A 21,244-nucleotide genomic window follows, 5' to 3' on the forward strand; every position below is an offset into this window, starting at 1 on the left:
CGCCCCCTACCGGCGTCTGCGCGCCGCCTCCGCTCCCGGGCGCCTGCGCGCCGTCTCTCACCGTGCCGGCTGACCGGCCCTGGTGCGCGCGTCGCCGCCCCGGGACCGCAGGGGTACGCCGGCCTCGCCGAGCACGCGATGCACGAAGCCGTACGACCGGCCGTGCGCCTCGGCTATCGCGCGGATGGAGCGCCCCTCCTCGTACTCCTTCTTCAGGACCTCGGCCAGCTCCTTGCGCGCCGTACCGGTGATCCATTTCCGCTTGTGCACGAAGCTCTCCTCTCGCGACGTCGGAACGTGATCACCGGATGCCCCTCAGGGCGCGATCCATGTCGCCCGGACAGAGGAACGAGGAGGAGGGTGAGGCGTCGGTGCCCGGCTCAGAACGCGTACCGGATTCGCAGCCAGGGGGCGTGCGTCGCGACCAGCTCGCGCAGGGCGTCCACCGCCTCCGCCTTGACGCGGTTGCGGTAGCGGACGTTCAGGGCGCCGTTCTGCGAGCGTTTGGCCTGCTGGATGCCGGGCTGCCACAGCAGGTCCTCGCCCTTGGGGTGCCAGCCGAGGTTGACCTCGTGCAGGTCTTGGTTGTGGGTCAGCATGATCACCTCGGCCGCGGCCTGCCGCTTGACGCGCTCGGGCAGTACGTCGTCCATGTGCCGCAGCAACTCGGCCCAGGCCGCCTGCCAGCCGGGGCGCAGGACGACGGGGGAGAGGTTGAAGTGCACCTCGTAGCCGGCGTCGAGGAAGTCGCCGGCGGCGGCGATGCGGTCGGCGACGGGTGAGGTGCGCAGGTCGAGGAGGCGGGAGTCGTCCGCGGGCATCAGGGAGAACCGGATCCGGGTCCGGCCGCGCGGGTCGTGGGCCAGCAGGTCGGGGTTGACGAACTTGGTGGCGAAGGATGCCTTGGCCGTGGGCCAGTGCCGGAAGGCGTGCACGAGGTCCGCGGTGTTGTCGCAGATCAGGGCGTCCACCGCGCAGTCGCCGTTCTCCCCGATGTCGTAGACCCAGGCGGTGTCGTCGCACTGGTTCGGTTCGGGCTTGGGGCCCTGGCGGGCGATGTGCCGGCCGAGGTGGGCGATGATCTTGTCGATGTTGGTGAAGACGGTGATCGGGTTGGCGTACCCCTTGCGGCGGGGCACGTAGCAGTACGCGCAGGCCAGCGCGCAGCCGTTGGAGGGGCCCGGGGCGATCCAGTCGGCGGACCGCCCGTTGGGCCGGGTGGTGAGCGTCTTCTTCTCGCCGAGGACCAGCGTCTCGCCCTTGATCCGGACCCAGCGCTCGACGTTGCCCTCGTTGCCGTGCAGGCCGGGGATGTTCCAGTGGGAGGCCACCTCGACCAGCCGCGCGTGCGGGAACCGCTCCCGCACCTGCCGGCCGCGGGCCGACGCGGCGGCGGCCGGCTCGGCGTAGATCTCCCGCACGGGCAGCAGCCGGCGGGCGGTGGCGCCGCCGCGGAACGTCTCCCCGTCGGCCGACGGCGGACCGGGCGCGCCGGCGCCCGCCGCGGCGCCCGGCGCGCCGAGGGCGTCGAGCCCGAACAGCGCGTCGGAGCCGTCGTCCGGTACGGCGTGGGACATGGAGGGCTCCGGAAGGGGGTCACGGTCGCGGGCGCGCCGCGGTCGGTGCAGGTCGGTCCACTGTAAGCCCGCCGTCGCGGAGGACGGCGGCCCGCGGGAAACCGCGCGCGGGCGTACCCGCGGCACACGGGAAACCGTGCGCGGGCGTACCGGCGCCACGCGGGAAGCCGTGCGCGGGCGTACCGGCGCCACGCGGGAAACCGTGCGCGGGCGTACCCGCGGCACAAGGGAAACCGTGCGCGGGCGTACCGGCGTGGCGGCTGGGCCGCCCGGGGCCGTACCGGCGGCGGCTGGACCGGCCGGAGCGTACCGCCGGAGGCGTATCCGTGGCGGCTGGACCGGCCGCAGGCGGGTAGACGAGCGGGACGAAGGGCGGGGCCCGCGGCCCCGCCGTGTGACCGACGACGAGGGACGAGGAGAGTCATGGCCGGTGTGATGGAACGCATCAAGCAGTTCGCCCGCAGCCCGCAGGGGCAGCGCACGGTGGAGCAGATCCGGCGCCAGGCGTCCGACCCGCGCCGGCGTGCCCAGGCCCAGCGCCTGTTCGAGCGGCTGCGCACCCGCCGCTGACGGAGCGTCCGCCGGATCACGGCCGGGGAGGGTGGCTCGGGGCGCTGTGCCGGATCGCACGGCCGGCCGCCAGGGCCACCCACCCGGTCGGCGCGGGGCGGCCACCGGGGCGTCCCCGACCGGCGAAGGATGAACTCCCCACCCTCACCGGGGTGTTGAGGAGATCCCGGTCAGCGCATACGGCGCCGGCCCCCGCGGCGGAAGCGCACCGCTCCGTAGACGATGTCGGCCAGCAGCACGACGATGCCGATGATCAAGAGGTAGAAGAGGCCGTGGGCGGCCACCCCGATGATGCCCAGGATCAGGGCGATGATGACCAACAGCAGGAACAGGCTCATCCTGTCCTCCCGACTCGGAGCCGATCAGCGGCGGGCGAGGCGCCGTTCGCCGCCGGCCCCAGGGGTGTACGCGATGTCGTAGTGGGCGAAGACGGCGGGTTCGTCCTCGGCGGGGAGCACTCCGTCGACGTCGATGGACGGAGCCTTCTTGATCACGTTCTTGGAGTGGGTCACCTTCAGATAGCCCGGGCCGACGGTCGCTCCGTCGAGCGGGACGAACACCAGACGGCGGCGCGTGGGCATACCGACGGTGACGGTCGCGAAGGACGGCTGGTCGGTCGCGGTGTCCACGTACACCGACTCCAGCGCTCCGATCTTGTGGTCCTCCGGATCGACCACGTCGTGCCCCCGCCAGTTGCGGATGTCGTCCGCCTCGAACATCAACGGCCTCCCGTCCGTACCCGCCCGGCGACCCGCGCCGGACCTCATGCCGGTACCACCGACTGCCGTGTCCCACACCCCGAGGGGAAAGAAACGCTCGCCCGGTGCACCCGCTCACGTGTTCAACGGCGCGGTCGCGCCGGCGTCGCCCATCGCGCTCCACGGGGCCGGTCCGCTGCCCTCGGTCCACGCCTGCAGATCCCACCGGTCCACGCACACGATGCCGCACTGGTCGGCGTACTCGGCGGCCGGTGCCGTGAAGTCGCTCGTCGTGACGAGGACCGCGACATCGGCCTCGTGCACGGTGTAGCAGGTGCCGCCGAACCGTTGCAGGTCCTGCGAACCCACCCGGTGCTCCACGCCGTAGTGCTTGCACTGGATCACCATCCGCCGCCCGTCCGGTGTCACCGCCAGCACGTCCGCGCCCAGGTCGCCCGCGCCGCCGACGACCTCGACGCCGGTGCAGCCGTCCCGCTCGCACAGCGCGGCCACGGCCTGCTCGAACTCGTCGGCGTCCAGGGCGTCGTAGGCGGCGAGGACGTCCTGGCCGACGAGGGCGTCTTCGTCGTCCGGGGTGTCTTCGGGGACGGAGCCGGTCGGCGCTCCGGGGGCGGCCGGGGTACAAGGCCGTCCGTCCGGTTGGGGAGTGAGGGGCACCGTGGCTTCGGGGGATGCGGCCTGCCGCGGCACGGTCCGCGCCGGTGGCTGCACGGCAGAGGGTGCCGTGTCCGGGGGCTGGAGTTCCTCCAGTGCCGTGTCCGTCGCCGCCTCCAGTGCCGCGGCGGCCCGCTGGGCGGCGCGGGCGGCCGAGCGGCGCCGCCGGCGGCGACCGAGGGCCAGGACGGCCGAGACGGCGAGCAGGCACAGGACGGCCTGCCAGACGGGCCGCCGCTGCGCGGACGCGATCAGGGTGCGCACCGCGAACCCCAGCGCGCAGACGACGAGTGCCAGAAGGCCGAAGTACATGGCGGTCGCCCGAAGGTCGAACCGTCGGCTGGCGGTGCGTCGTATGCGACGCGCTGGCGGCGTGGTCACGGTGAGGCGGCCCCCTCCCAGACGGAAACGTTGATCATTCCGCCGTGTGCCCCCGATCGGCGGGTTCAGCGTGCGGGGCCCCGCCCCGGGTCCCGGCTCGCCGCTGACGGGCGGTTGGGCGAGACGGGGACGCACCCCGCGTCCACCGCCTGCGCGGTGTCGCGCCCCCGGGACGTTCCCGGCCGACTTGCCCCGCCCGCCGCAGGGGCGGCCCACCGGTATCCGGACACCCGGACCCGGTCGGCGGTCGTCGTGCGGACGGCGGCGCCCGGTCCACGCCGGTCGCCCGCCCGTGTGACGCGCCCGCGCGCCGCCCACCCCTGGGCGTCGGTGCGGCACGTCTTCGGACAACCTGCCCGTGTGGCCGAAACGGGGGTGACCGGCGGCGCCGGAGTGATGGGGGGCGTGCAGTGGGGGAAGGCGTGGCGGAGGGACCCGCGCAGGGACCGGACAGGCCGCGCGGGGTGGGACACGACGGAACGGGACGGAGACGGCGATGGCCACGACGGCGGACAGCGGGCGGACGGTCGCGTCACCGAGCGTGCTGCGACTACCGGGCATCGTCCTCGGCGTCGGGCTCGGCGGTTTCCTCGACGGCATCCTCCTGCACCAGCTCCTCCAGTGGCACCACATGCTCACCAGCACCGACCACGACCACATCGGAGTGAAGTACTACGACCCCCACACCGTCTCCGGGCTGGAGATGAACACGGTGTGGGACGGAATCTTCCACACCGTGTGCTGGATCGCCGTGCTGGTGGGGCTGGCCGTCCTGTACTCCCGCGTCACCCACGACCGCCGGGCCGTGTGGACGTCGCGGGCCCTGTGGGGCTGGATCCTGGTCGGCTGGGGCCTGTTCAACCTCGTCGAGGGCCTGCTGGATCATCAGATCCTCGGCATCCACCACGTCCACGGCGGCCCCTACCAGGCCTGGTGGGACGCCGGGTTCCTGGTCCTCGGGGCTGTGCTCGTCCTCGGCGGCCATCGGCTCCAGCGCAGCGGCCGGCCGCTCTCCCCGGACGCGCCGGACGGGGCGGGCCGGGCGGAGGGCCACGCCTGATGCACGACATGCATCCGGCGGGCGGACAGCACTCCACCGGCGGCGCGTACGCGACGCTGACCGTCCTGCTCCTGCTGGCCGTGGCCGCCGGATACCTGCTGGCCGTCCGGCGCGCCCGCCGCCGTAACCCCGCCCTGGGCTGGAAGCGCGGGCGGACGCTGTCCTTCCTCGCCGGGCTGGCCGTGCTCGCCCTCGCCCTGCTGCCGCCCCTGGCACCGGCGGCGCACACCGACTTCCGCGCCCACATGGCCCAGCACCTGCTCGTCGGCATGTACGCGCCGCCGGCGCTGGTCCTGGCCGCCCCGGTCACCGTCCTGCTGCGCGCCCTGCCCCCGGCGAGGGCCCGCCGAGTCACGGCGGTCCTGCACAGCCCGCCCGCACGACTGCTCGCCCACCCCGCGGTGGCGCTGACCCTGAGCACCGGCAGCCTGGGAGTGCTGTACTGCACGCCGCTGTACAACAGCCTCATGGACCACCCGGCCGGGCACGGGCTGATGAACGCTCACTTCCTCGCGTCCGGGCTGCTGTTCGCGCACGTCATCGCCGGTCCCGATCCCGCGCCCGCCCGGCCCGGCGTGCGCGCCCGGCTGGTCTGCCTCGGCGTCGCGATCGCCGCGCACGCGCTGCTCGCCCAGGCCATGTACGGCGGCTTCTTCATCGACATCCACGCCCCCATCAGCCAGGTACGGCAGGGTGCCGAGCTCATGTACTACGGCGGTGACATCGCCGAACTGCTGCTGGCGGGCGCGTTGGTGACCACGTGGCGGCCGCAGCGCCACACCGCCCCGGCCGTCCCGGCGCGCGGTATGGCGGCCGGGTGACGGCGAGCGGAGCGCCGCCCGGCTGCCGCCACGGGAGCCGACTCCGGACGCCGGGTGCGGCGCCCGCACACCCCCTGGTGTGAGGGCGTGGAGCGGCCGCGGATCAGTCGTCGCCACCCGACGCGGTCTGGGAGAAGCCGTCGTGCCAGGCGGCCTTGGCCCCCGAGTCGCCGATGCGGTACACGTCGACCACGGCGCCCGCGGACACGACGAGCGCGAGCGCCGCGGCCGCGATACGCACAGGAGCGGCGACACCGCCCGCACCGGCGGTGGCCGCCCGCGCGGTGGCGCGCCGGGTCACCCACCACACGGCCACGGCCAGGACGAACAGCCCACCGGCCCAGGGGAGGAGACCGTCACCGAGTTCGGCGTGCCGGCGCACCAGCGGGTCCCGGCCGACGTGCCGCTCCAGCCACTCCCCGGCACCGGTGGTGAGCGGGACGCTGACGAGCGTGACCAGCGCCAGCAGGGGCAGCACCACCCCCATGCGCTGTGCCGCCTTCGGCCAGAGCGCGCCCGCCACGAGGGCCAGTGCGGTCAGTGGGACGAGGACGACGACGAAGTGCACGAGCAATATGTGCGCGGGCAGGCCGTTGACCAGGCTCATGAACAAGCTCCTCCGGGGAACTGGGGCACCCGTCCGGGTGATCGGCGCGACAGCCTGGCACAGGAAGCTCTCAGCTTCCTCTGAACCCGTGGGCCCCTGGCGGCTCAGGAGCCCCGGCCCACCGAGCACGCGTCCCGGCCGGACCAGGAGGCGGACCGTGCCCCGCCGTCCTCCTCAGCCGGCCGGCGGGGCTTCGGCCGCCGGCGGACGGGAGCGGGCGCGGAACGTGCGGCGATAGCCGGTCGGGGTCGTGGCGGCGTCCCTCGCCAGGTGCAGCCGGAGGTTGGCCGCGCTGCCCAGTCCGCACCGGCGGGCGATCTCCTCGACGGGCAGATCGGTCACCTCCAGCAGGCGCCGCACCTCGTGCAGCCGCTGCGCGGTCAGCCAGCGCAACGGGGTCGTGCCCATCTCGGCGGTGAAGCGGCGGGCGAAGGTACGCGGGGAGACGCCCGCCTGCCGGGCGAGACCTGCCACGGTCAGCGGCTGGTCGAGGCGGCGCAGCGCCCATGCGCACACGGCGGCCATGCCGGTGCCCGCGGCGGGCATGGTGCGGGTCAGGTACTGCGCCTGGCCGCCCTCCCGGTGCGCCGGGACGACGAGCCGGCGGGCCAACGCGGCGGCGGCCTCCGCGCCGTGGTCCTCGCGCACCAGGTGCAGGCACAGGTCGATGCCGGCGGCGAAACCGGCACTGGTGAGCACCGGCCCTTGCCCCGTGTAGAGCAGGTCAGCGTCGACGTCGACCTCGGGGTGGCGCCGGGCCAGTTCCTCGGCGTCCATCCAGTGCGTGGTGGCGCGCCGGCCGTCGAGCAGTCCGGCCGCGGCGAGCGCGAACGCGCCGGTGCACACCGACACCATCCGCGCGCCGCGGGCCGCCGCCGCACGCAACGCCTCCAGGACGGGCGGCGGCGGGGAGGCCAGCGGGTCGTAGCCCGGTACGACCACGGTGTCCGCCTCGGCGAGCGCCTCCAGCCCGCGGGGCGCGACCAGATCGAACCCGGTGGTCGTCGGCACCGGCCCGGCCGCCGGGGCGCACAGGGTGAACCGGTAGGAGCCGGGCCCGTCCGGACCGCCGAAGATCTGCGCCGGTATGGCCAGGTCGAAGGCCACCACCCGGGGGAGGGCGAGGGCCACCACATGATGCATGGCAGCAATCTTACGAAAGCTGTCATTGCTGCCACTCGTGCCGTCCGGGTGCCACGGGAGAGGCTGAGGCGTCCCGCACGGAGCGGGACGTCCCCCTCTTCCATCCGGAGCAGACCATGCGTTTCCTCGACGCCGCCGCGTACACCGCCGACCGCCCCTGGGGCGCCCTCGACCTGGCGGAACTCGACACGGCGACCGTCCGCCTGCACTGGACCGACCAGCCCTACGTCTGGCACGTCAACGACGGGCCGGAGGTCTTCGTGGTCCTGGACGGCGCCGTCGACATGCACTACCGCGAGGACGGCGTCGAACGCGTCGAGCGGCTGACGCCCGGGCGGGTGTGCTGCGTCGAACCCGGCGACGCCCATGTCGCCCACCCCCGGCCGCAGGCCCGCGTGCTGGTCGTGGAGCGCAAGGACAGCGTGTGACGCGGGGCGGGGCGGGCTGACCCGGACGGGTACGGCGGTGACGTGACCGACGCGGCCTGCGCGGCGCCCGTCCCCGGCGCCCATCGTCCCCCCGGTCCGTCCGTGCCTCCGCGCACGCGGACGACGGACGCCCACTGCTCCGTATGGGCCGCTCGGCCCTGTCGGGTACCCGGCGCACACGGCAGGGTGGGGAGGTGCGCACCGGCAGGCACCTCCCCCGACAACCGGATGCGGAAGGGACCCCGACATGTCCGTCGACACCCAGCAGGCGCCCGCTCGCCTCGGCGACGAGGAACTGAGGACGCTGGACGCCCACTGGCGCGCCGCGAACTACCTGGCCGTCGGCCAGATCTACCTCATGGACAACCCCTTGCTCACCGAGCCGCTGCGCCCCGAGCACATCAAGCCGCGGCTGCTCGGCCACTGGGGCACCTCGCCCGGCCTCAACCTGGTGTACACCCACCTCAACCGGGTGATCCGGGCCCGCGACCTGAACGCCCTGTGCATCTGGGGGCCCGGCCACGGCGGCCCCGCGGTGGTGGCGAACTCCTGGCTGGAGGGCTCCTACACCGAGACCTACCCCGACGTCACCCGCGACGCCGCGGGGATGGCCCGGCTGTTCCGGCAGTTCTCCTTCCCCGGCGGGATCCCGAGCCATGTCGCGCCCGAGACGCCCGGCTCGATCCACGAGGGCGGCGAACTCGGCTACGCGCTCTCCCACGCCTACGGCGCCGCGCTGGACAACCCCGACCTGGTCGTGGCCTGCGTCATCGGGGACGGAGAAGCGGAGACGGGGCCCCTCGCCGCGTCCTGGCACTCCAACAAGTTCCTCGACCCCGTGCACGACGGAGCGGTCCTGCCGATCCTCCACCTCAACGGCTACAAGATCGCCAACCCGACGGTGCTGGCCCGGCTGCCCGAGGACGAGCTCGACGACCTCCTGCGCGGCTACGGCCACGACCCCCTGTACGTCACCGGTGACGAGCCCGCCGCCGTGCACCGCGCGCTGGCCGCCGCCCTGGACACCGCACTCGACCGGATCGCCACGCTGCAGCGGGCCGCCCGCGAGGACGGGGCCACCGAGCGCCCGCGCTGGCCGGTGATCGTCCTGCGCACGCCCAAGGGCTGGACCGGTCCGCCGGAGGTCGACGGGCTGCCCGTGGCCGGGACCTGGCGCGCGCACCAGGTTCCGCTGGCGGCCGTCCGCGACAACCCGCAGCACCTGCGGCAGCTGGAGGCCTGGCTGCGCTCCTACCGCCCCGACGAACTCTTCGACGCGCAGGGACGCCCCCGGCCGGACGTCCTCGCCTGCGTTCCCGCCGGCCGCCGCAGGCTCGGCGCCACCCCGCACGCCAACGGCGGTCTCCTGCTGCGTTCGCTTCCGCTGCCGCCGCTGGAGAAGTACGCCGTCCCCGTCGACAAGCCCGGCTCCACCCTGCACGAACCCACCCGGGTCCTCGGCGACCTGCTCCAGGACGTGATGGCGGCGACCGCCGAGCGGCGGGACTTCCGGCTCGTCGGCCCCGACGAGACCGCATCCAACCGGCTCCAGGCCGTCTACGCGGCGAGCGGCAAGGCCTGGCAGGCGCAGACGCTCCCAGTGGACGAGCACCTCGACCGGCACGGCCGCGTGATGGAGATCCTCTCCGAACACACCTGCCAGGGCTGGCTGGAGGGCTACCTCCTGACGGGCCGTCACGGCCTGTTCTCGTGCTACGAGGCGTTCGTGCACATTGTGGACTCGATGGTCAACCAGCACGTGAAGTGGCTGCGGGTGACCCGCCGGCTGCCGTGGCGCGCCCCCATCGCGTCCCTGAACTACCTGCTCACCTCCCATGTGTGGCGGCAGGACCACAACGGCTTCTCCCACCAGGACCCCGGCTTCGTCGACCACATCCTCAACAAGTCCCCCGAGGCCGTCCGCGTCTACTTCCCGCCGGACGCCAACACCCTGCTCTCCGTCGCCGACCACGCCCTGCGCAGCCGGGACTACGTCAACGTCGTCGTCGCCGGCAAGCAGCCCTGCTTCGACTGGCTCACCCTCGACCAGGCTCGGGCGCACTGCGCCCGCGGCGCCGGGATCTGGGACTGGGCCGGCACCGAGGACAGCACCCGCGAACCCGACGTCGTCCTCGCCTGCGCCGGCGACGTGCCCACGCAGGAGGTGCTGGCCGCGGCACAACTGCTGCGCCGGCACCTGCCCGAGCTGGCGGTGCGGGTGGTCAACGTCGTCGACATCGCCCGGCTCATGCCGCGCGAGGAACACCCGCACGGCATGAGCGACTTCGAGTACGACGGGCTGTTCACCGCCGGCAAACCGGTCATCTTCGCCTACCACGGCTACCCGTGGCTCATCCACCGGCTCGCCTACCGCCGCACCGGCCATCGGAACCTGCATGTGCGCGGCTACAAGGAGATCGGCACCACCACCACGCCGTTCGACATGGTCGTGGGCAACGACCTCGACCGCTACCGCCTCGTCATGGACGTCATCGACCGCGTCCCCGGGCTGGCCGTACGGGCCGCGGCCGTACGGCAGCGCATGGAGGACGTGCGGCAGCGGCACCACGACTGGATCCGCGCCCACGGCACCGACCTGCCGGAGGTGGCCGACTGGACCTGGGACGGCTGAGCGGCCGCCCGGGGCCCTTCCAGGCGAGCCGGTCCCGCGGCCGCCTACGCCGAGGGAAGCCGCCGGCCGGTCGCGGAGGCGAAGCCCAGCCAGGTGTGCCGGTTGCCGGCCCAGCACCAGCCCACCTTCGGGGCGTTGCGGCGGTCGCGGCCGTCGCGCCCGGTGCCGTTGCTGATCCAGAGCGCCGGGGTGCGCGCGTCGAGCGCACCGCCGGCCTTGCGCAGCCGGGAACCGATGGTCATGAAGCAGTGGTTGCGCTCCAGGACCTGGGGCTGCTGCAGCACCCAGTGGATGCCCTCGGTGAGCAGCAGCGGCGTGCGGTGCCGTGCGGTGAGCGCGGGCAGGGCCTCGTTCGGGCTCCAGTCGGCCATGTCGTCGCCCCGGTCGAGGCCGGTGAGCAGGTACAGCGGGGCGTCGGGCAGCGGGACGCCGTCGAGCGGCGCGAAGAGGTCGACGTCGGCCATGTCGGCCACGACGAAGCCGGGCCTGCCGTCGTGGCGGAGCAGCGGGGCGAGGGCGGAGGCGGGGGCCCGGTCGGGGTGCACCGCCAGCAGGGCCCCCGCGCTGCCCGCGTCCCCTTCGGCGGCCTTGGCGAAGGCCCGCACCTCGGCGGCGGACAGCCCCGCCGCCTCCTGCACCCCCAGCTCGATCAACCGCTCGGCCTGAGCGCTCGGCGCCGGGAGTGCGGGCAGCGAGGGCAGGGTGGAGTGGACGGTGGACGGTGCGTGCGCGGCGTCGGACACGATGCTCCCGGGGTCGAGGACGAGGAGAGACCCCGGGGCAACGAAGGGGCGCTCGGGAAGGTTCCCGCGACCGGCCCTAGTCGTCGGCGTCGCGGGCGAGGAAGTACAGCGCCGTGTCCACCTCGCGCGGGGTCCAGGTGCGGACCGGGTCCGGGGCCGTGGCCAGCAGGCGGTCGATGATCCCGATGTAGCGGCCGTACCGGCCGGGGGTGTCGGTGAGGGTGATGCCCAGGCGGCGCAGCCCGGTGTGCGCGCGACGGTCGTAGACGGCCATGCGGGCGGGCGCGGCCGCCGTGAGGACGGCCGAGGCGAGCGCGTCGCCGGAGCGGAATCCCGGCAGTCCGCCCAGCGCCGCACGGCCGGCGCGGGCTGCGGCACCGCGGCCGAGGAAGGTGTTGCGTACGGCGGTGACGGCGGCGCCCGTGGCCCTGCGCACGTCGGTGTCGGGGAGCGCCATCAGCTCACCCGCCCAGGGCGTGTCGCCCCTGAGGCGCTTCCACAGCAGCAGGGCGCCGATCTCCGCCTTGCCGAGCGAGCCGTCGCGCACCGCGCGCTCGGTGACCTGGTGCAGGACCTCGTCGTAGTGCGGGCTGACCGTCGCGGTGTAGGCCGCCTGCGCTGCCACGAGCCGCTGCCACTGCTCACGGGAGAGCGCGACCTCCACGTCGTCCGCCACGTCCACCTGGTACCTCCCTGTCGCGATGGTCGTCCGGGGCCGGGGGGCCGGCCGCAGGGGTCTGCCCCCGCGACCGGCCCGCCTCAGGCCGTACGGGGCTCAGTCGTGGTACGTGATGTAGCCGTTGCCGTCCCGGTCATCGGCGCTCTTGGTGTACGCGTGGACGTCGGCCCGGGCGCCGCCCGGCTTGTACAGGTAGATGGTGTCCTTGTCGTTGTTCCATATGAAGTTGCAGTTCTGGCGGTAGACCACGTTGTCGCGGTCGGAGTCGGTGCCGCGGCCGCCGCGCAGCCGCACGTAGTCGCCGGGCTCCAGCACGTGGCTCGCGGTGAACGTGAACTTGTTGCCGGCGGCGTCCTTGACGACGTACCCCTTGAGGTTGACGGTCGTCCGCGAGTAGTTCTTGATCGTCAGGTACTCGTCCTTGGTGTTGCCCCCGTTGCAGCGGTTGCTGTCCCGGCCCGGCGCGTCGTACTGGACGCCCTTGATCTTCAGGGCCGAGGAGTACTCGGTGGCCTGGGCGGGCGCGGCGGCGAGAGCGGCCAGCATCCCGGAGGACGCGACGGAGGCCGCGATGGCGTAGCGCAAGCGCATGAGGTGATCCCCCCTCAGGTATGGCGATGATGCGGCGAGGAGCCTACCTGGCGTAAATACGATGTGCTGGCAATGTGTTGAAATTGTGAAGACGATCGGTCCTTGCGAGTCGTCACGCGGGCCGTTGCGCGGGGCGTCACGGAGGCCGTCGCGCGGGCCGTCACCCGTGTCGCGGGTCGCCCGGCGGCACCGCGTGTCGCTATGCGGGATCCGCATAGCCCATGCCTTTCGCGCGGTAGAGTGGCCCTCGTGGTGATGGGGCTCGATGAGACGGTGCGGTCCGCTGTGGCCGCCCTGCTGTATGCGTCGGGGGAGTCGCAGGCCGACCTCGCCGCCGGCCTCGGAGTGAGTCAGGCGCAGGTCAGCCGCCGTCAGTCCGGTGCGGCGGCGTGGAGCCTGGCGCACTGCGACGCGGTGGCCGCGCACTACGGTATCGACGTGCTCGATCTCCTGGCCGGACCGACCCGTGCGGTCGAGGCGCTGCCCGGGGAGCGCCGGCGGGTTCCCGGCCGCCGCACCGGCATGCCGGCCGGGGAGGCCGTGGCGGACGGAGGGGCGCGATGAGCGACTTCGAGGCGATCGACGCCCTGCTGGCCGGGGCCAGGAAAGAGGTGCCGCTCCCGCCCGCCGAGGAGCGGCGCGCCCTGCGCGAGGAACTGAACGTCTCCCGCGCGCAGCTCGCGCAGGCCCTGAGCGTGAGCCCGTCCACGGTCGGCGGTTGGGAGAGCGGACGCGACCCGAGCGGCGAAGTCCGCGAGAAGTACGCGTACTTCCTCAACGGCGCCCGGACCAAGCTGGCCGCCGCCGCGGACGACACCTCGGGCGAGAAGACGGCTGACGAGGAGCCGGCGGTCGAGGAGACGGCGGACGACGAGACATCCGGGGGCGAGGCGACGCCCGCGGACGATGGCGGCGAGTCCGGCCACGCCCTCCGGCCCGAGGCGGCTCCCGCCGAGGACGACGTCGACGACGTCGGCGCCCTGGCCGTGCCCGAGCCCTGCGTGCTGTGCGGGCAGCCCGCCGCGCACCAGGTGGCCGGATTCCCGCAGCACCTGGACCCCGCCGAGTGCGGCGCGGCCCGGCCCGCGCCGACCGCCCAGCGCCCGCAGGCCGGCCCGCCCCCGCAGGCCGGCCCGCCCCCGCAGGCCGGCCCGTCCTCGCAGGCCGGCCCGCCCTCGCGTGCTGTCGAGACACGGCCCTCCGCGCCGGCGCGACAGCCCCGCCGGCCTGCCCCCTCCGAGGTGCGGGTCGTCCCCGTCGGCCGCCGCCTCCAGCGCGCCGACGGCCCGGATCCGATCGCCGCGGCCGTGGCCTCCGCGCTCGCCGAGCACGAGGGCGACGTCGAGGAGGCGACGAAGGCGCTGGTGAAGCGGGCCATCCCGGATGCGATGGCGTTGCTCGACGCGACCCGCAAGGGCGGCCGCTACGAGATCGTCGCCCACCCCTGGCTGCCGGACATCCTGCGCAAGCAGAGCGCGCGCGGCGCCGACCAGATCTGGGAGGCCCGCCCCAAGTGGGCGCGCAGCCATCTGCCGCCCGGCGAGCACGAGGTGACCGCCCTCGACGTCAACGGCGCCTATCTGTCGGCGCTCAAGACCCACCTGCCGCTGGGGCAGTTGGAGCACAGCGTCGGCAACCACCACGACCGCCGCCGCGCCGGCGTCCACCTCGTCACGCCGCCCGCGTGGGAGCACGACGCGTACCTGCCCAACCCGATCGGCAGCCGGGACGAGCCGGGGCCGCTGTGGGTCACCGAGCCCACCCTGCGTCTGCTGCTGCGGCTCTCCGGCCCCCGGTACGGCCTGTGCGACCCGCCGGAGATCCACGAGTCCTGGACCTCGGGGGCCACGGAGAACCTGCTGGAGAAGTTCCGCGTGGCGCTGAAGGACGCCCGGGAGCGGGCGATCGCCGAGGGCGACGAGGTGACGCTGGAGTACGTGAAGGCGATGTACTCCAAGTTCGTCTCCACGATGGGGGAGTCGAACTACAACCGCGAGCTGTACCGCACGGACTGGATGCACCTGATCCGCTCGCAGGCGTTCGTGAACCTGTGGTGGAAGGCGCACCGGGCCTACGACGAAGGACTGCTGGTGGTCCGCGCGATGGGCACCGACGAACTCCATGTCATCGGTGACTGGCGGGCGGTGTTCCCCGAGGGGCGCGGTGTCACCGAGGTGAAGGTGAAGGACGTCTACACGGTGAGCGAGGGCGACAGTGGCTGACCTCTTCGAGCTGACGCTCTCGGTGGGCCTGAGGGACGGGCTGTCCGATCAGGAGCGCGCGGAGCTGTGCTGGCACCTCGGCACCGGCCCCGAGCCGGGGACCCTGCGCATCGTCACCGAGTTCCCGCTCGTGGTGGTGGACGACGACGGCGTTCCCGTGGTCGAGAACCACCCGGAGCCCCTTCTCGCCGGCCACGGTGAGGCGTTCAGGGTCGGCGGGGTGCTGCACTCCGCCCTCGTGCGGGAGGGCGGCGGCTGGACGCTGACGAGCCGTCAGGAGATCCACCCGGACGGATTCGCCGGGCTGGGCGACCTTCTCGTCTGGCTCGCCGCCCGGGCCGACGACCGCCATCGGCGCCCCGACGGCAGCGTCGAACTGGGCGGGATCCGGGCGTACGAGGACACCCGGCCCCGGCCGTTGCTGGTGCGTGACGGCTCGGTGACCTGGCCGTCGTGAGCGAGCAGGAGAGGGCGGGCGGTCCCCGGGGCCGGGTGCCGTCGGCGCGATCGCGGTCGCTGAGGGCCCGCCCTGCTCCGCGCGGGCGTCAGTCGGTGTAGTTGCGGCCCGGGGGCAGGCCCGGGATCGGCTTGGCGATCAGGGCGGCCGGGGTGAAGAAGCCGATGGAGCCGATCGCCGCGACCAGCGTCCACAGCGCCTTGGTGTCGTAGAGCGCGGCCGCCCGGGCGTACAGCTCGTCGGGAACGCGCTCCCCGGACGGGTTCGGCGTGAGCACGGCCTCCGCGAGCTCCAGCGCGACCCGTTCGGCCTCGCTGAAGCAGGGCGCGTCACGCCAGGTCGCCACGGCGGTGACGCGCTCCTCCGACTCGCCGGCCTCCCGCAGACCGTCTGCCTGGGCCAGGGTGAAGTAGGAGCTGCCGACGATCTGCCCCACGCGTAGGTGCACGAGGCCGATGGTGGCCTGCGGGAGGGAACCGTTGTGGACCATCTTGTGCAGGCTCCGGGCGATGTCCGTCACCTCGGGGATGTGGGGGAGGGGGTTGGACATGCGCGACCGCTGCCGGCCCGTCGCCTCGCCGGTCGTGGTGGGCGTGGACATGGGGTGGTCCCTTCTCGTACTCGTCTCACGGTGTGCCGCCGCGCCGGGCGTCGGCGCGGCGGTCTGACGAGCACGAGACGACCGCGCCCCGGCCGCTGTGACAGCACGGCGATGTGACGAGGGTCACCGGCCACCGCTGTCACACGGCGCGGCCCGGCGACGTCCCGTGCGTGTGGAACCGAGAGCGAGCAGGCGGGAGCCGGACATGAGCGAGCACAACGAACCCACGGCGGGCACGGGCGGGCCGCTCGACCCCGCCGCCCGCGCCGATTTCGCCACCCAGGCCTTCGTCACCCACCGGAACCTGCTCTTCACCGTCGCCTACGAGATGCTCGGTTCGGCCGCCGACGCCGAGGACGTGCTGCAGGAGGCCTGGCTGCGCTGGGCCGGCGTCGATCCCGCCACCGTGCGCGAGGTGCGCGCCTACCTGGTGCGGATCGTCACCCGGCAGGCACTGGACCGGCTGCGCGTGCTCAGCCGGCGCAGGGAGTCCTACGTCGGGCCGTGGCTGCCGGAGCCGTTGCTGACCGCGCCGGACGTGGCCGAGGACGTGGAGCTCGCCGAGAGCGTGTCGATGGCGATGCTGCTGGTGCTGGAGACGCTCGGGCCGACCGAGCGGGCGGTGTTCGTGCTGCGTGAGGTGTTCGGCCTGGAGTACGGCGAGATCGCCGAGGCCGTCGACAAGACGCCTGCCGCCGTGCGCCAGATCGCCCACCGGGCGCGGGCGCACGTCGCCGCCCGGCGGCCGCGCGGCGTCGTCTCCCCGGCCGAGACCCAGGCCGTGCTCGAAGCCTTCCAGCAAGCCCTGGACACGGGCGACCTGCAAGGCCTGCTCGACATCCTCGCGCCCGACGTCGTCGTCCTCAGTGACGGCGGCGGAGTCAAGCGCGCCCTGCTGCACCCCGTGGTCGGTGCCGAGGAGGTGGCCCGTCTGCTGGCCAACGGCTGGCGTATGACCCACCTGAAGCGGTCGGTGGAACCGGTGCGGGTCAACGGCGGCGCCGGGCTGCTCGTACGGCTGGACGGGGAGCTGGACGGCGTGCTGGCGGTGCGGATCGAGGAGGGCCGCGTCGCCGGCCTCTACCACGTGCGCAACCCGGAGAAGCTGGCGCGGGTGGGCCGGCAGACCGTCGTCAGCCGCTAGCCATCGACGTCGAGCGCCGTGCCGTACAGCCGGTGCACCTTCAGCCGGACGACCACGCGGCGCTCGGCGACCAACTGCTCCAGGAAGGCGGCCTCGTCCGCCGGCCTCGCCTCCGGCGGGACCATCGCGAGCAGTTCCCGGCCGACCTCGTCGCCGGGGGCCGTCGTGGGCGGGGACACCTCCGCCTCGCCCTCGGCGACGGCGAACGACCACACGTCGTCACCCTGGACGTGCACGGACGCGCGCGGGTCGCGCCTGAGGTGGCCGACCTTGACCCGGTCGGCCGTCGTCGAGAACCGCACGAGGCGGGCCTCGGGGTCCCAGCTGTACAGCATCGTGGTCAGATGCGGGTGGCCGCTGCGTTTGACGGTGGCGAGCGTGCCGAAGCGCCCTCTGGCGAGGAGGTCCTGAAGCGCTTGGTCGGCCAGGGGGCGCGGTGCCGGTCCTTGAGTCATGATCCGCTCAACCCTCGTACGTCCTCTGCTATTTCACGCGCGAGGATCACGCCTTCCGCTCCGGCCGGACCCACGCGGCCTCGCCGGCCGACAGGCGGTGGACGGCCCCGCAGGTCGCCGCCAGCAGGACCAGGGTCAGGGCGAGGGCCGCCACCAGGTGGCCGTGCAGCACGAGGGCCGCACCGACGAGGGCGCCCGCGAACATCGCCAGCACCGACAGCAGGCGCCGGCCCGGGCGGGACGGCTCGCCGCCGCCCGGGGTGTCGGCGGCCAGGCCCGTCAGCGTCTGCGTCAGCACGGTCGTGGTGAGGTCCGGCACCGCCAGCCGCCGGGCCACCGCGGTCTGCAGCCCCATGGCGAGGCCCAGGAACACGATCAGCGTGTACCGGACGGCGGGCGTCATGGGCGTGTCCTGGACCGCGGCGACCGCCACGGTCACCGCGACCAGCACCGTCTGCAGGCCGGTCGCCGCGCGCAGCAGGTGCCCGCGGTGCGTGGCGTGCCGGTCGGCGACCCGGCCTCCGGCGGCCGCGCCGGCGAGGAACGCGCCCAGCGCGACGACGGACGCCAGGGCGGACAGGCCGGCCGTGCCGCCGAGGGCGAAGCCCAGGAAGACCACGTTGCCGGTCATGTTGCCGACGAAGACCCGCCCGAGCCCCAGGTAGCTGACGGCGTCGACCAGACCGGTGACCGCGGTCAGCGTCAGCAGCAGCGCGGGCAGCGGCCCGTGCCGCTCCCCCCAGGCCGGCCGAAGACCCCGCACGGCGTCCGTCAGCATCCGGCTCATCGGTCATCCTCTCCTCGGGCCCCTCGTGGCGCCGGCGGCGAGCCGCCACGCTCCCCTCGCACACCGTGGTGGCGACGGCGAGCCGCACGCTCCCCACGTACGTCGTGGTCCGGGCGGCGAGCCGTCCCCGGCCCCCGTTCACGGCCGGGCGGCGGCTTCCGCCCGCGCTCCACCATTCTCCGCGCCGCCCACCCCTTCGGCGGGCGGGAAGCACTCCCGTGCACGGTCGGGAAAGCGGTGGTGCGCGCGTCGGCAATCCGGCGTCACCCGGCGGCTTTAGCGTGACTCACCGGCGTATTTCGACCCACACAGCCAGGAGCAAGACATGTCCGATGCCGTCGTGCCCGCGCAGCCCGTGCTGGAACCCGCGGCCGCCGCGTTCGCCGAGGCGACCGCCAACCCGCCCTACCTGTTCGACCTGACCCCCGCGGAGGGCCGCAAGGCCGTCGACGAGGTCCAGTCCGGGGAGATCGCCAAGCCGGCCGTCGACGAGGAGTGGGTGACCGTGCAGGGCGGGCCCACCGGCAGCGTCCGCGCGCGGATCGTCCGGCCCGCCGGCGCCACCGGCACCCTGCCCGTCATCCTCTACATCCACGGCGCCGGCTGGGTGTTCGGCAACGCCCACACCCACGACCGCCTGGTGCGCGAACTCGCCGTCGGCGCCGAGGCCGCCGTCGTCTTCCCCGAGTACGACCTCTCGCCCGAGGCCCGCTACCCGGTCGCCATCGAGCAGAACTACGCCGTCGCCCGCTGGATCGTCGACGAGGGCGCCGGCCGGGGGCTGGACGGCACGCGCCTGGCGGTCGCCGGCGACTCGGTGGGCGGCAACATGACCGCCGCCCTCACCCTGATGGCCAAGCAGCGCGGCGGCCTCCCGCTGCGTCAGCAGGTGCTGTTCTACCCGGTGACAGACGCGAACTTCGACACGTCGTCCTACCACCAGTTCGCCACCGGCTACTTCCTGCGCCGCGACGGCATGCAGTGGTTCTGGGACCAGTACACGACCGACGAGGCCGAGCGCGCCCAGATCACCGCCTCCCCGCTGCGCGCCACCACCGAGCAGCTCGCCGGCCTGCCCCCGGCGCTCGTCATCACCGGCGAGGCGGACGTGCTGCGCGACGAGGGCGAGGCCTACGCCAACAAGCTGCGCGCGGCGGGCGTCCCCGTCACCGCCGTCCGCTTCCAGGGCATCATCCACGACTTCGTGATGCTCAACGCGCTGCGCGAGACCCATGCCGCCGAAGCCGCCATCACGATGGCCGTCCGTACCCTGCACTCCGCCCTGCACGGCGCCTGACCCGAAGGACCACACCTCATGACCACGCCCACCGTCGTCCTCGTCCACGGCGCCTTCGCCGACGCCGGCAGCTGGACCGGCGTCATCGACCACCTCCAGCGGCACGGCATCCCCGTGATCGCCCCGCCCAACCCGCTGCGCGGCCTCGCCTCCGACGCCGCCTACATCGCCTCGGTCGCCGCGCAGATCGACGGCCCCGTGGTGCTCGTCGGGCACTCCTACGGCGGCGCCCTCATCACGGTGGCCGGCACCGCCGACAACGTCGTCGGCCTCGTCTACGTCGCCGCCTACGTGCTGGAGGAGGGCGAGAGCCTCGGTGAGCTGCAGGGCCGCTTCCCGCTCTCCCCGCTGGTGAGCAACCTCAAGCAGTGGACCTACCCGGGGCCGGACGGTGAACCGGCCGTCGAGGTCACCATCGCCGAGGAGGCCTTCCCGTCCGTCTTCGCCGCGGACGTGCCGGCCGGGACCACGAAGGTGCTGGCCGCGGCCCAGCGGCCGCTAGCCGCCGCGGCGTTCGAGGAGACGGCCTCCGCCGCCGCGTGGCGGACCAAGCCGTCCTGGGCGCTGGTGGCCGCGGCCGACGAGGCCATCAACCCGGAGGTGGAGCGCTTCGGCGCCAAGCGGGCCGGGGCGACGATCGTCGAGCTGGAGGGCGCCTCCCACGCGGTGGCCGTCTCCCGGCCCGAGGAGGTCGCCGACCTGATCCGTGAGGCGGTCCGCGCCACGGCGTGACCGGCCGGCCGGGAGAGCGGAACCCCCAGCTCGTACCGCCTCTGACCGGCCGTCGGGCAGGGGCGGTTCAGGGCAGGATGGAGTCGACGTAGCCGCCGTCCACCCGCAGCGCCCCTCCCGTGGTCGCGGAGGCCTGGTCCGAGCTGAGGTAGACCACCATGTGGGCGATCTCCTCCGGCTCGATCAGCCGCTGCAGCAGCGACTGCGGCCGGTGCCGGCGCATGAACGCGCGCTGGGCCTCGTCCCAGGGCAGGTCCCGGTCGACGAGCTCGTACACGAAGTCCTCGACGCCGCCGGTGTGGGTGGGGCCGGCGATGACGGAGTTCACCGTCACGCCGGTCCCGGCCGCCTGCTTGGCGAACCCGCGGGCGACGGCGAGCAGCGCGGTCTTCGACATGCCGTAGTGGATCATCTCCGCGGGGATGACCACGGCCGAGTCGCTGGCGATGTACTGGATCCGCCCCCAGCCGCGTTCGGTCATGCCCGGCAGGTACAGCCGGGTCAGCCGCACGGCGGTGAGCACGTTGACCTCGAAGTAGCGACGCCACTCGTCGTCGGTGATCTCCAGCGGGTCGGCGGCGCCGAAGATGCCGAGGTTGTTGACGAGGATGTCCACGTGGGGCAGCGCCTCGGCCAGGCGGGCCGTGCCCTGCTCGTCCGAGACGTCCGCGGCGACGGGGATCACGTCGGCGCCGGGCACCTCCTCGGCGAGCCGGGCCGCCGCGTCGTTCACGCGCTGCTCGGTGCGGCCGTTGAGCGCCACCCGGGCCCCGGCCCGGGCGAGACCGGCGGCGATGGCCGCGCCGATGCCCTGGGTGGAACCGGTGACCAGAGCGGTCCGTCCTGTCAGATCGATGCGCATGGCGACGACTCTCCCTCAGGTGACCTTGCGTGCCTTCGCATGCTAGGCGCGGGGGAGCGGGTCGGCCGTGCGCAATGCCGGG

General features: G+C 73.9%; 25 protein-coding genes. 11 read left to right on the forward strand and 14 right to left on the reverse strand.

From position 1 onward, the window contains the following. Window positions 1-57: 57 nt before the first annotated feature. Both ACF1AL_RS27305 and ACF1AL_RS27310 read right to left on the reverse strand, forming a co-directional pair. Complete coding sequence (locus ACF1AL_RS27305) at window positions 58-270, reverse strand: helix-turn-helix domain-containing protein (protein ID WP_391657707.1); 213 nt, start codon at window positions 268-270, stop codon at window positions 58-60. A 110-nt stretch (window positions 271-380) separates the two neighbouring features. Further along, entirely contained in the window at window positions 381-1,577 is a 1,197-nt protein-coding gene (locus ACF1AL_RS27310) for a spore photoproduct lyase family protein (RefSeq protein WP_391827801.1), read from the reverse strand. Between the two features lie 423 nt (window positions 1,578-2,000). Here ACF1AL_RS27310 and ACF1AL_RS27315 point away from each other — a divergent pair, with 423 nt between their 5' ends. Then, window positions 2,001-2,147: a hypothetical protein gene (locus ACF1AL_RS27315; RefSeq protein ID WP_366837841.1), complete on the forward strand. Its 147-nt coding sequence runs from the start codon at window positions 2,001-2,003 to the stop codon at window positions 2,145-2,147. 170 nt (window positions 2,148-2,317) lie between these two features. Here ACF1AL_RS27315 and ACF1AL_RS27320 read toward each other — a convergent pair whose 3' ends face one another. The 3 genes from ACF1AL_RS27320 to ACF1AL_RS27330 form a co-directional block, all read right to left on the reverse strand. Further along, window positions 2,318-2,485 carry a hypothetical protein gene (locus ACF1AL_RS27320; protein WP_391827803.1) on the reverse strand — a complete coding sequence of 56 codons (168 nt, stop codon included), beginning with the start codon at window positions 2,483-2,485 and terminating at the stop codon, window positions 2,318-2,320. Window positions 2,486-2,509: 24 nt separating this feature from the next. After that, window positions 2,510-2,866, reverse strand: a complete 357-nt coding sequence (locus tag ACF1AL_RS27325) for a PRC-barrel domain-containing protein (protein WP_366837843.1) — start codon at window positions 2,864-2,866, stop codon at window positions 2,510-2,512. A 114-nt stretch (window positions 2,867-2,980) separates the two neighbouring features. After that, window positions 2,981-3,832, reverse strand: a complete 852-nt coding sequence (locus ACF1AL_RS27330; RefSeq protein ID WP_391827805.1) for a restriction endonuclease — start codon at window positions 3,830-3,832, stop codon at window positions 2,981-2,983. Between the two features lie 565 nt (window positions 3,833-4,397). Here ACF1AL_RS27330 and ACF1AL_RS27335 point away from each other — a divergent pair. Both ACF1AL_RS27335 and ACF1AL_RS27340 read left to right on the forward strand, forming a co-directional pair. Beyond that, window positions 4,398-4,961, forward strand: a complete 564-nt coding sequence (locus ACF1AL_RS27335) for a DUF2243 domain-containing protein (protein ID WP_391827807.1) — start codon at window positions 4,398-4,400, stop codon at window positions 4,959-4,961. Next, a complete protein-coding gene (locus ACF1AL_RS27340; RefSeq protein ID WP_391827809.1) occupies window positions 4,961-5,782 on the forward strand; it encodes a cytochrome c oxidase assembly protein in 822 nt (273 codons plus the stop codon). The genes ACF1AL_RS27335 and ACF1AL_RS27340 overlap by 1 nt, the downstream gene beginning before the upstream one ends. A 103-nt stretch (window positions 5,783-5,885) precedes the next feature. On the opposite strand, the gene ACF1AL_RS27345 is transcribed toward ACF1AL_RS27340, so the two are convergent. Then, entirely contained in the window at window positions 5,886-6,389 is a 504-nt protein-coding gene (locus ACF1AL_RS27345) for a DUF2231 domain-containing protein (protein ID WP_384203342.1), read from the reverse strand. Between the two features lie 174 nt (window positions 6,390-6,563). Beyond that, window positions 6,564-7,532 (reverse strand): GlxA family transcriptional regulator, encoded by a 969-nt coding sequence (locus ACF1AL_RS27350; protein ID WP_391820132.1) that lies wholly within the window; start codon window positions 7,530-7,532, stop codon window positions 6,564-6,566. 116 nt (window positions 7,533-7,648) lie between these two features. Between ACF1AL_RS27350 and ACF1AL_RS27355 the strand changes: the two genes are divergently transcribed. Both ACF1AL_RS27355 and ACF1AL_RS27360 read left to right on the forward strand, forming a co-directional pair. Next, window positions 7,649-7,960, forward strand: coding sequence for a hypothetical protein (locus ACF1AL_RS27355; RefSeq protein WP_366837848.1), 312 nt, complete (start codon window positions 7,649-7,651; stop codon window positions 7,958-7,960). 247 nt (window positions 7,961-8,207) lie between these two features. Next, complete coding sequence (locus tag ACF1AL_RS27360) at window positions 8,208-10,592, forward strand: phosphoketolase (protein WP_391827811.1); 2,385 nt, start codon at window positions 8,208-8,210, stop codon at window positions 10,590-10,592. Window positions 10,593-10,636: 44 nt separating this feature from the next. On the opposite strand, the gene ACF1AL_RS27365 is transcribed toward ACF1AL_RS27360, so the two are convergent. From ACF1AL_RS27365 to ACF1AL_RS27375, 3 genes are all read right to left on the reverse strand, one after another. Continuing rightward, the gene (locus ACF1AL_RS27365; RefSeq protein ID WP_391827813.1) at window positions 10,637-11,335 is read right to left on the reverse strand and encodes a DUF5701 family protein; all 699 of its coding nucleotides are present in this window, start codon (window positions 11,333-11,335) and stop codon (window positions 10,637-10,639) included. Between the two features lie 76 nt (window positions 11,336-11,411). After that, window positions 11,412-12,017 carry a hypothetical protein gene (locus tag ACF1AL_RS27370; RefSeq protein ID WP_391778404.1) on the reverse strand — a complete coding sequence of 202 codons (606 nt, stop codon included), beginning with the start codon at window positions 12,015-12,017 and terminating at the stop codon, window positions 11,412-11,414. Between the two features lie 93 nt (window positions 12,018-12,110). Beyond that, entirely contained in the window at window positions 12,111-12,605 is a 495-nt protein-coding gene (locus tag ACF1AL_RS27375) for a lamin tail domain-containing protein (protein WP_391827815.1), read from the reverse strand. A 255-nt stretch (window positions 12,606-12,860) separates the two neighbouring features. Between ACF1AL_RS27375 and ACF1AL_RS27380 the strand changes: the two genes are divergently transcribed. The 3 genes from ACF1AL_RS27380 to ACF1AL_RS27390 are packed head-to-tail and all read left to right on the forward strand — an operon-like array spanning window position 12,861 to window position 15,284. Next, window positions 12,861-13,169 carry a helix-turn-helix domain-containing protein gene (locus ACF1AL_RS27380; RefSeq protein ID WP_391827817.1) on the forward strand — a complete coding sequence of 103 codons (309 nt, stop codon included), beginning with the start codon at window positions 12,861-12,863 and terminating at the stop codon, window positions 13,167-13,169. Beyond that, window positions 13,166-14,827, forward strand: coding sequence for a helix-turn-helix domain-containing protein (locus ACF1AL_RS27385; protein ID WP_391827819.1), 1,662 nt, complete (start codon window positions 13,166-13,168; stop codon window positions 14,825-14,827). The genes ACF1AL_RS27380 and ACF1AL_RS27385 overlap by 4 nt, the downstream gene beginning before the upstream one ends. Beyond that, window positions 14,820-15,284 (forward strand): hypothetical protein, encoded by a 465-nt coding sequence (locus tag ACF1AL_RS27390; RefSeq protein WP_391699488.1) that lies wholly within the window; start codon window positions 14,820-14,822, stop codon window positions 15,282-15,284. Before ACF1AL_RS27385 ends, ACF1AL_RS27390 begins: the two co-directional genes overlap by 8 nt. 88 nt (window positions 15,285-15,372) lie before the next feature. Here the strand turns inward: ACF1AL_RS27390 and ACF1AL_RS27395 are convergent, their stop codons facing one another. Further along, on the reverse strand, window positions 15,373-15,885 hold the full coding sequence (locus tag ACF1AL_RS27395; protein WP_391778407.1) for a carboxymuconolactone decarboxylase family protein: 513 nt from the start codon (window positions 15,883-15,885) through the stop codon (window positions 15,373-15,375). A 205-nt stretch (window positions 15,886-16,090) separates the two neighbouring features. Here ACF1AL_RS27395 and ACF1AL_RS27400 point away from each other — a divergent pair, with 205 nt between their 5' ends. Further along, entirely contained in the window at window positions 16,091-17,029 is a 939-nt protein-coding gene (locus ACF1AL_RS27400) for an RNA polymerase sigma-70 factor (protein ID WP_391699485.1), read from the forward strand. Here ACF1AL_RS27400 and ACF1AL_RS27405 read toward each other — a convergent pair. Together ACF1AL_RS27405 and ACF1AL_RS27410 are read right to left on the reverse strand one after the other, a co-directional pair. After that, on the reverse strand, window positions 17,026-17,484 hold the full coding sequence (locus ACF1AL_RS27405) for a TIGR03618 family F420-dependent PPOX class oxidoreductase (protein WP_386420786.1): 459 nt from the start codon (window positions 17,482-17,484) through the stop codon (window positions 17,026-17,028). The two genes, ACF1AL_RS27400 and ACF1AL_RS27405, sit on opposite strands and share 4 nt — an antisense overlap. A 46-nt stretch (window positions 17,485-17,530) precedes the next feature. Beyond that, window positions 17,531-18,271 carry a YoaK family protein gene (locus ACF1AL_RS27410; protein ID WP_391827821.1) on the reverse strand — a complete coding sequence of 247 codons (741 nt, stop codon included), beginning with the start codon at window positions 18,269-18,271 and terminating at the stop codon, window positions 17,531-17,533. 325 nt (window positions 18,272-18,596) lie between these two features. Here ACF1AL_RS27410 and ACF1AL_RS27415 point away from each other — a divergent pair, with 325 nt between their 5' ends. Continuing rightward, window positions 18,597-19,568, forward strand: a complete 972-nt coding sequence (locus ACF1AL_RS27415) for an alpha/beta hydrolase (RefSeq protein ID WP_391827823.1) — start codon at window positions 18,597-18,599, stop codon at window positions 19,566-19,568. An 18-nt stretch (window positions 19,569-19,586) separates the two neighbouring features. Next, window positions 19,587-20,300: an alpha/beta fold hydrolase gene (locus ACF1AL_RS27420; RefSeq protein ID WP_391827825.1), complete on the forward strand. Its 714-nt coding sequence runs from the start codon at window positions 19,587-19,589 to the stop codon at window positions 20,298-20,300. A 67-nt stretch (window positions 20,301-20,367) separates the two neighbouring features. Here the strand turns inward: ACF1AL_RS27420 and ACF1AL_RS27425 are convergent, their stop codons facing one another. Then, window positions 20,368-21,162 carry an SDR family oxidoreductase gene (locus tag ACF1AL_RS27425; RefSeq protein WP_366840328.1) on the reverse strand — a complete coding sequence of 265 codons (795 nt, stop codon included), beginning with the start codon at window positions 21,160-21,162 and terminating at the stop codon, window positions 20,368-20,370. Window positions 21,163-21,244 lie beyond the last annotated feature (82 nt).

Source organism: Streptomyces sp. NPDC014801 (genome assembly GCF_043082085.1).
In the GTDB taxonomy this organism is placed as follows: Bacteria; Actinomycetota; Actinomycetes; order Streptomycetales; family Streptomycetaceae; genus Streptomyces.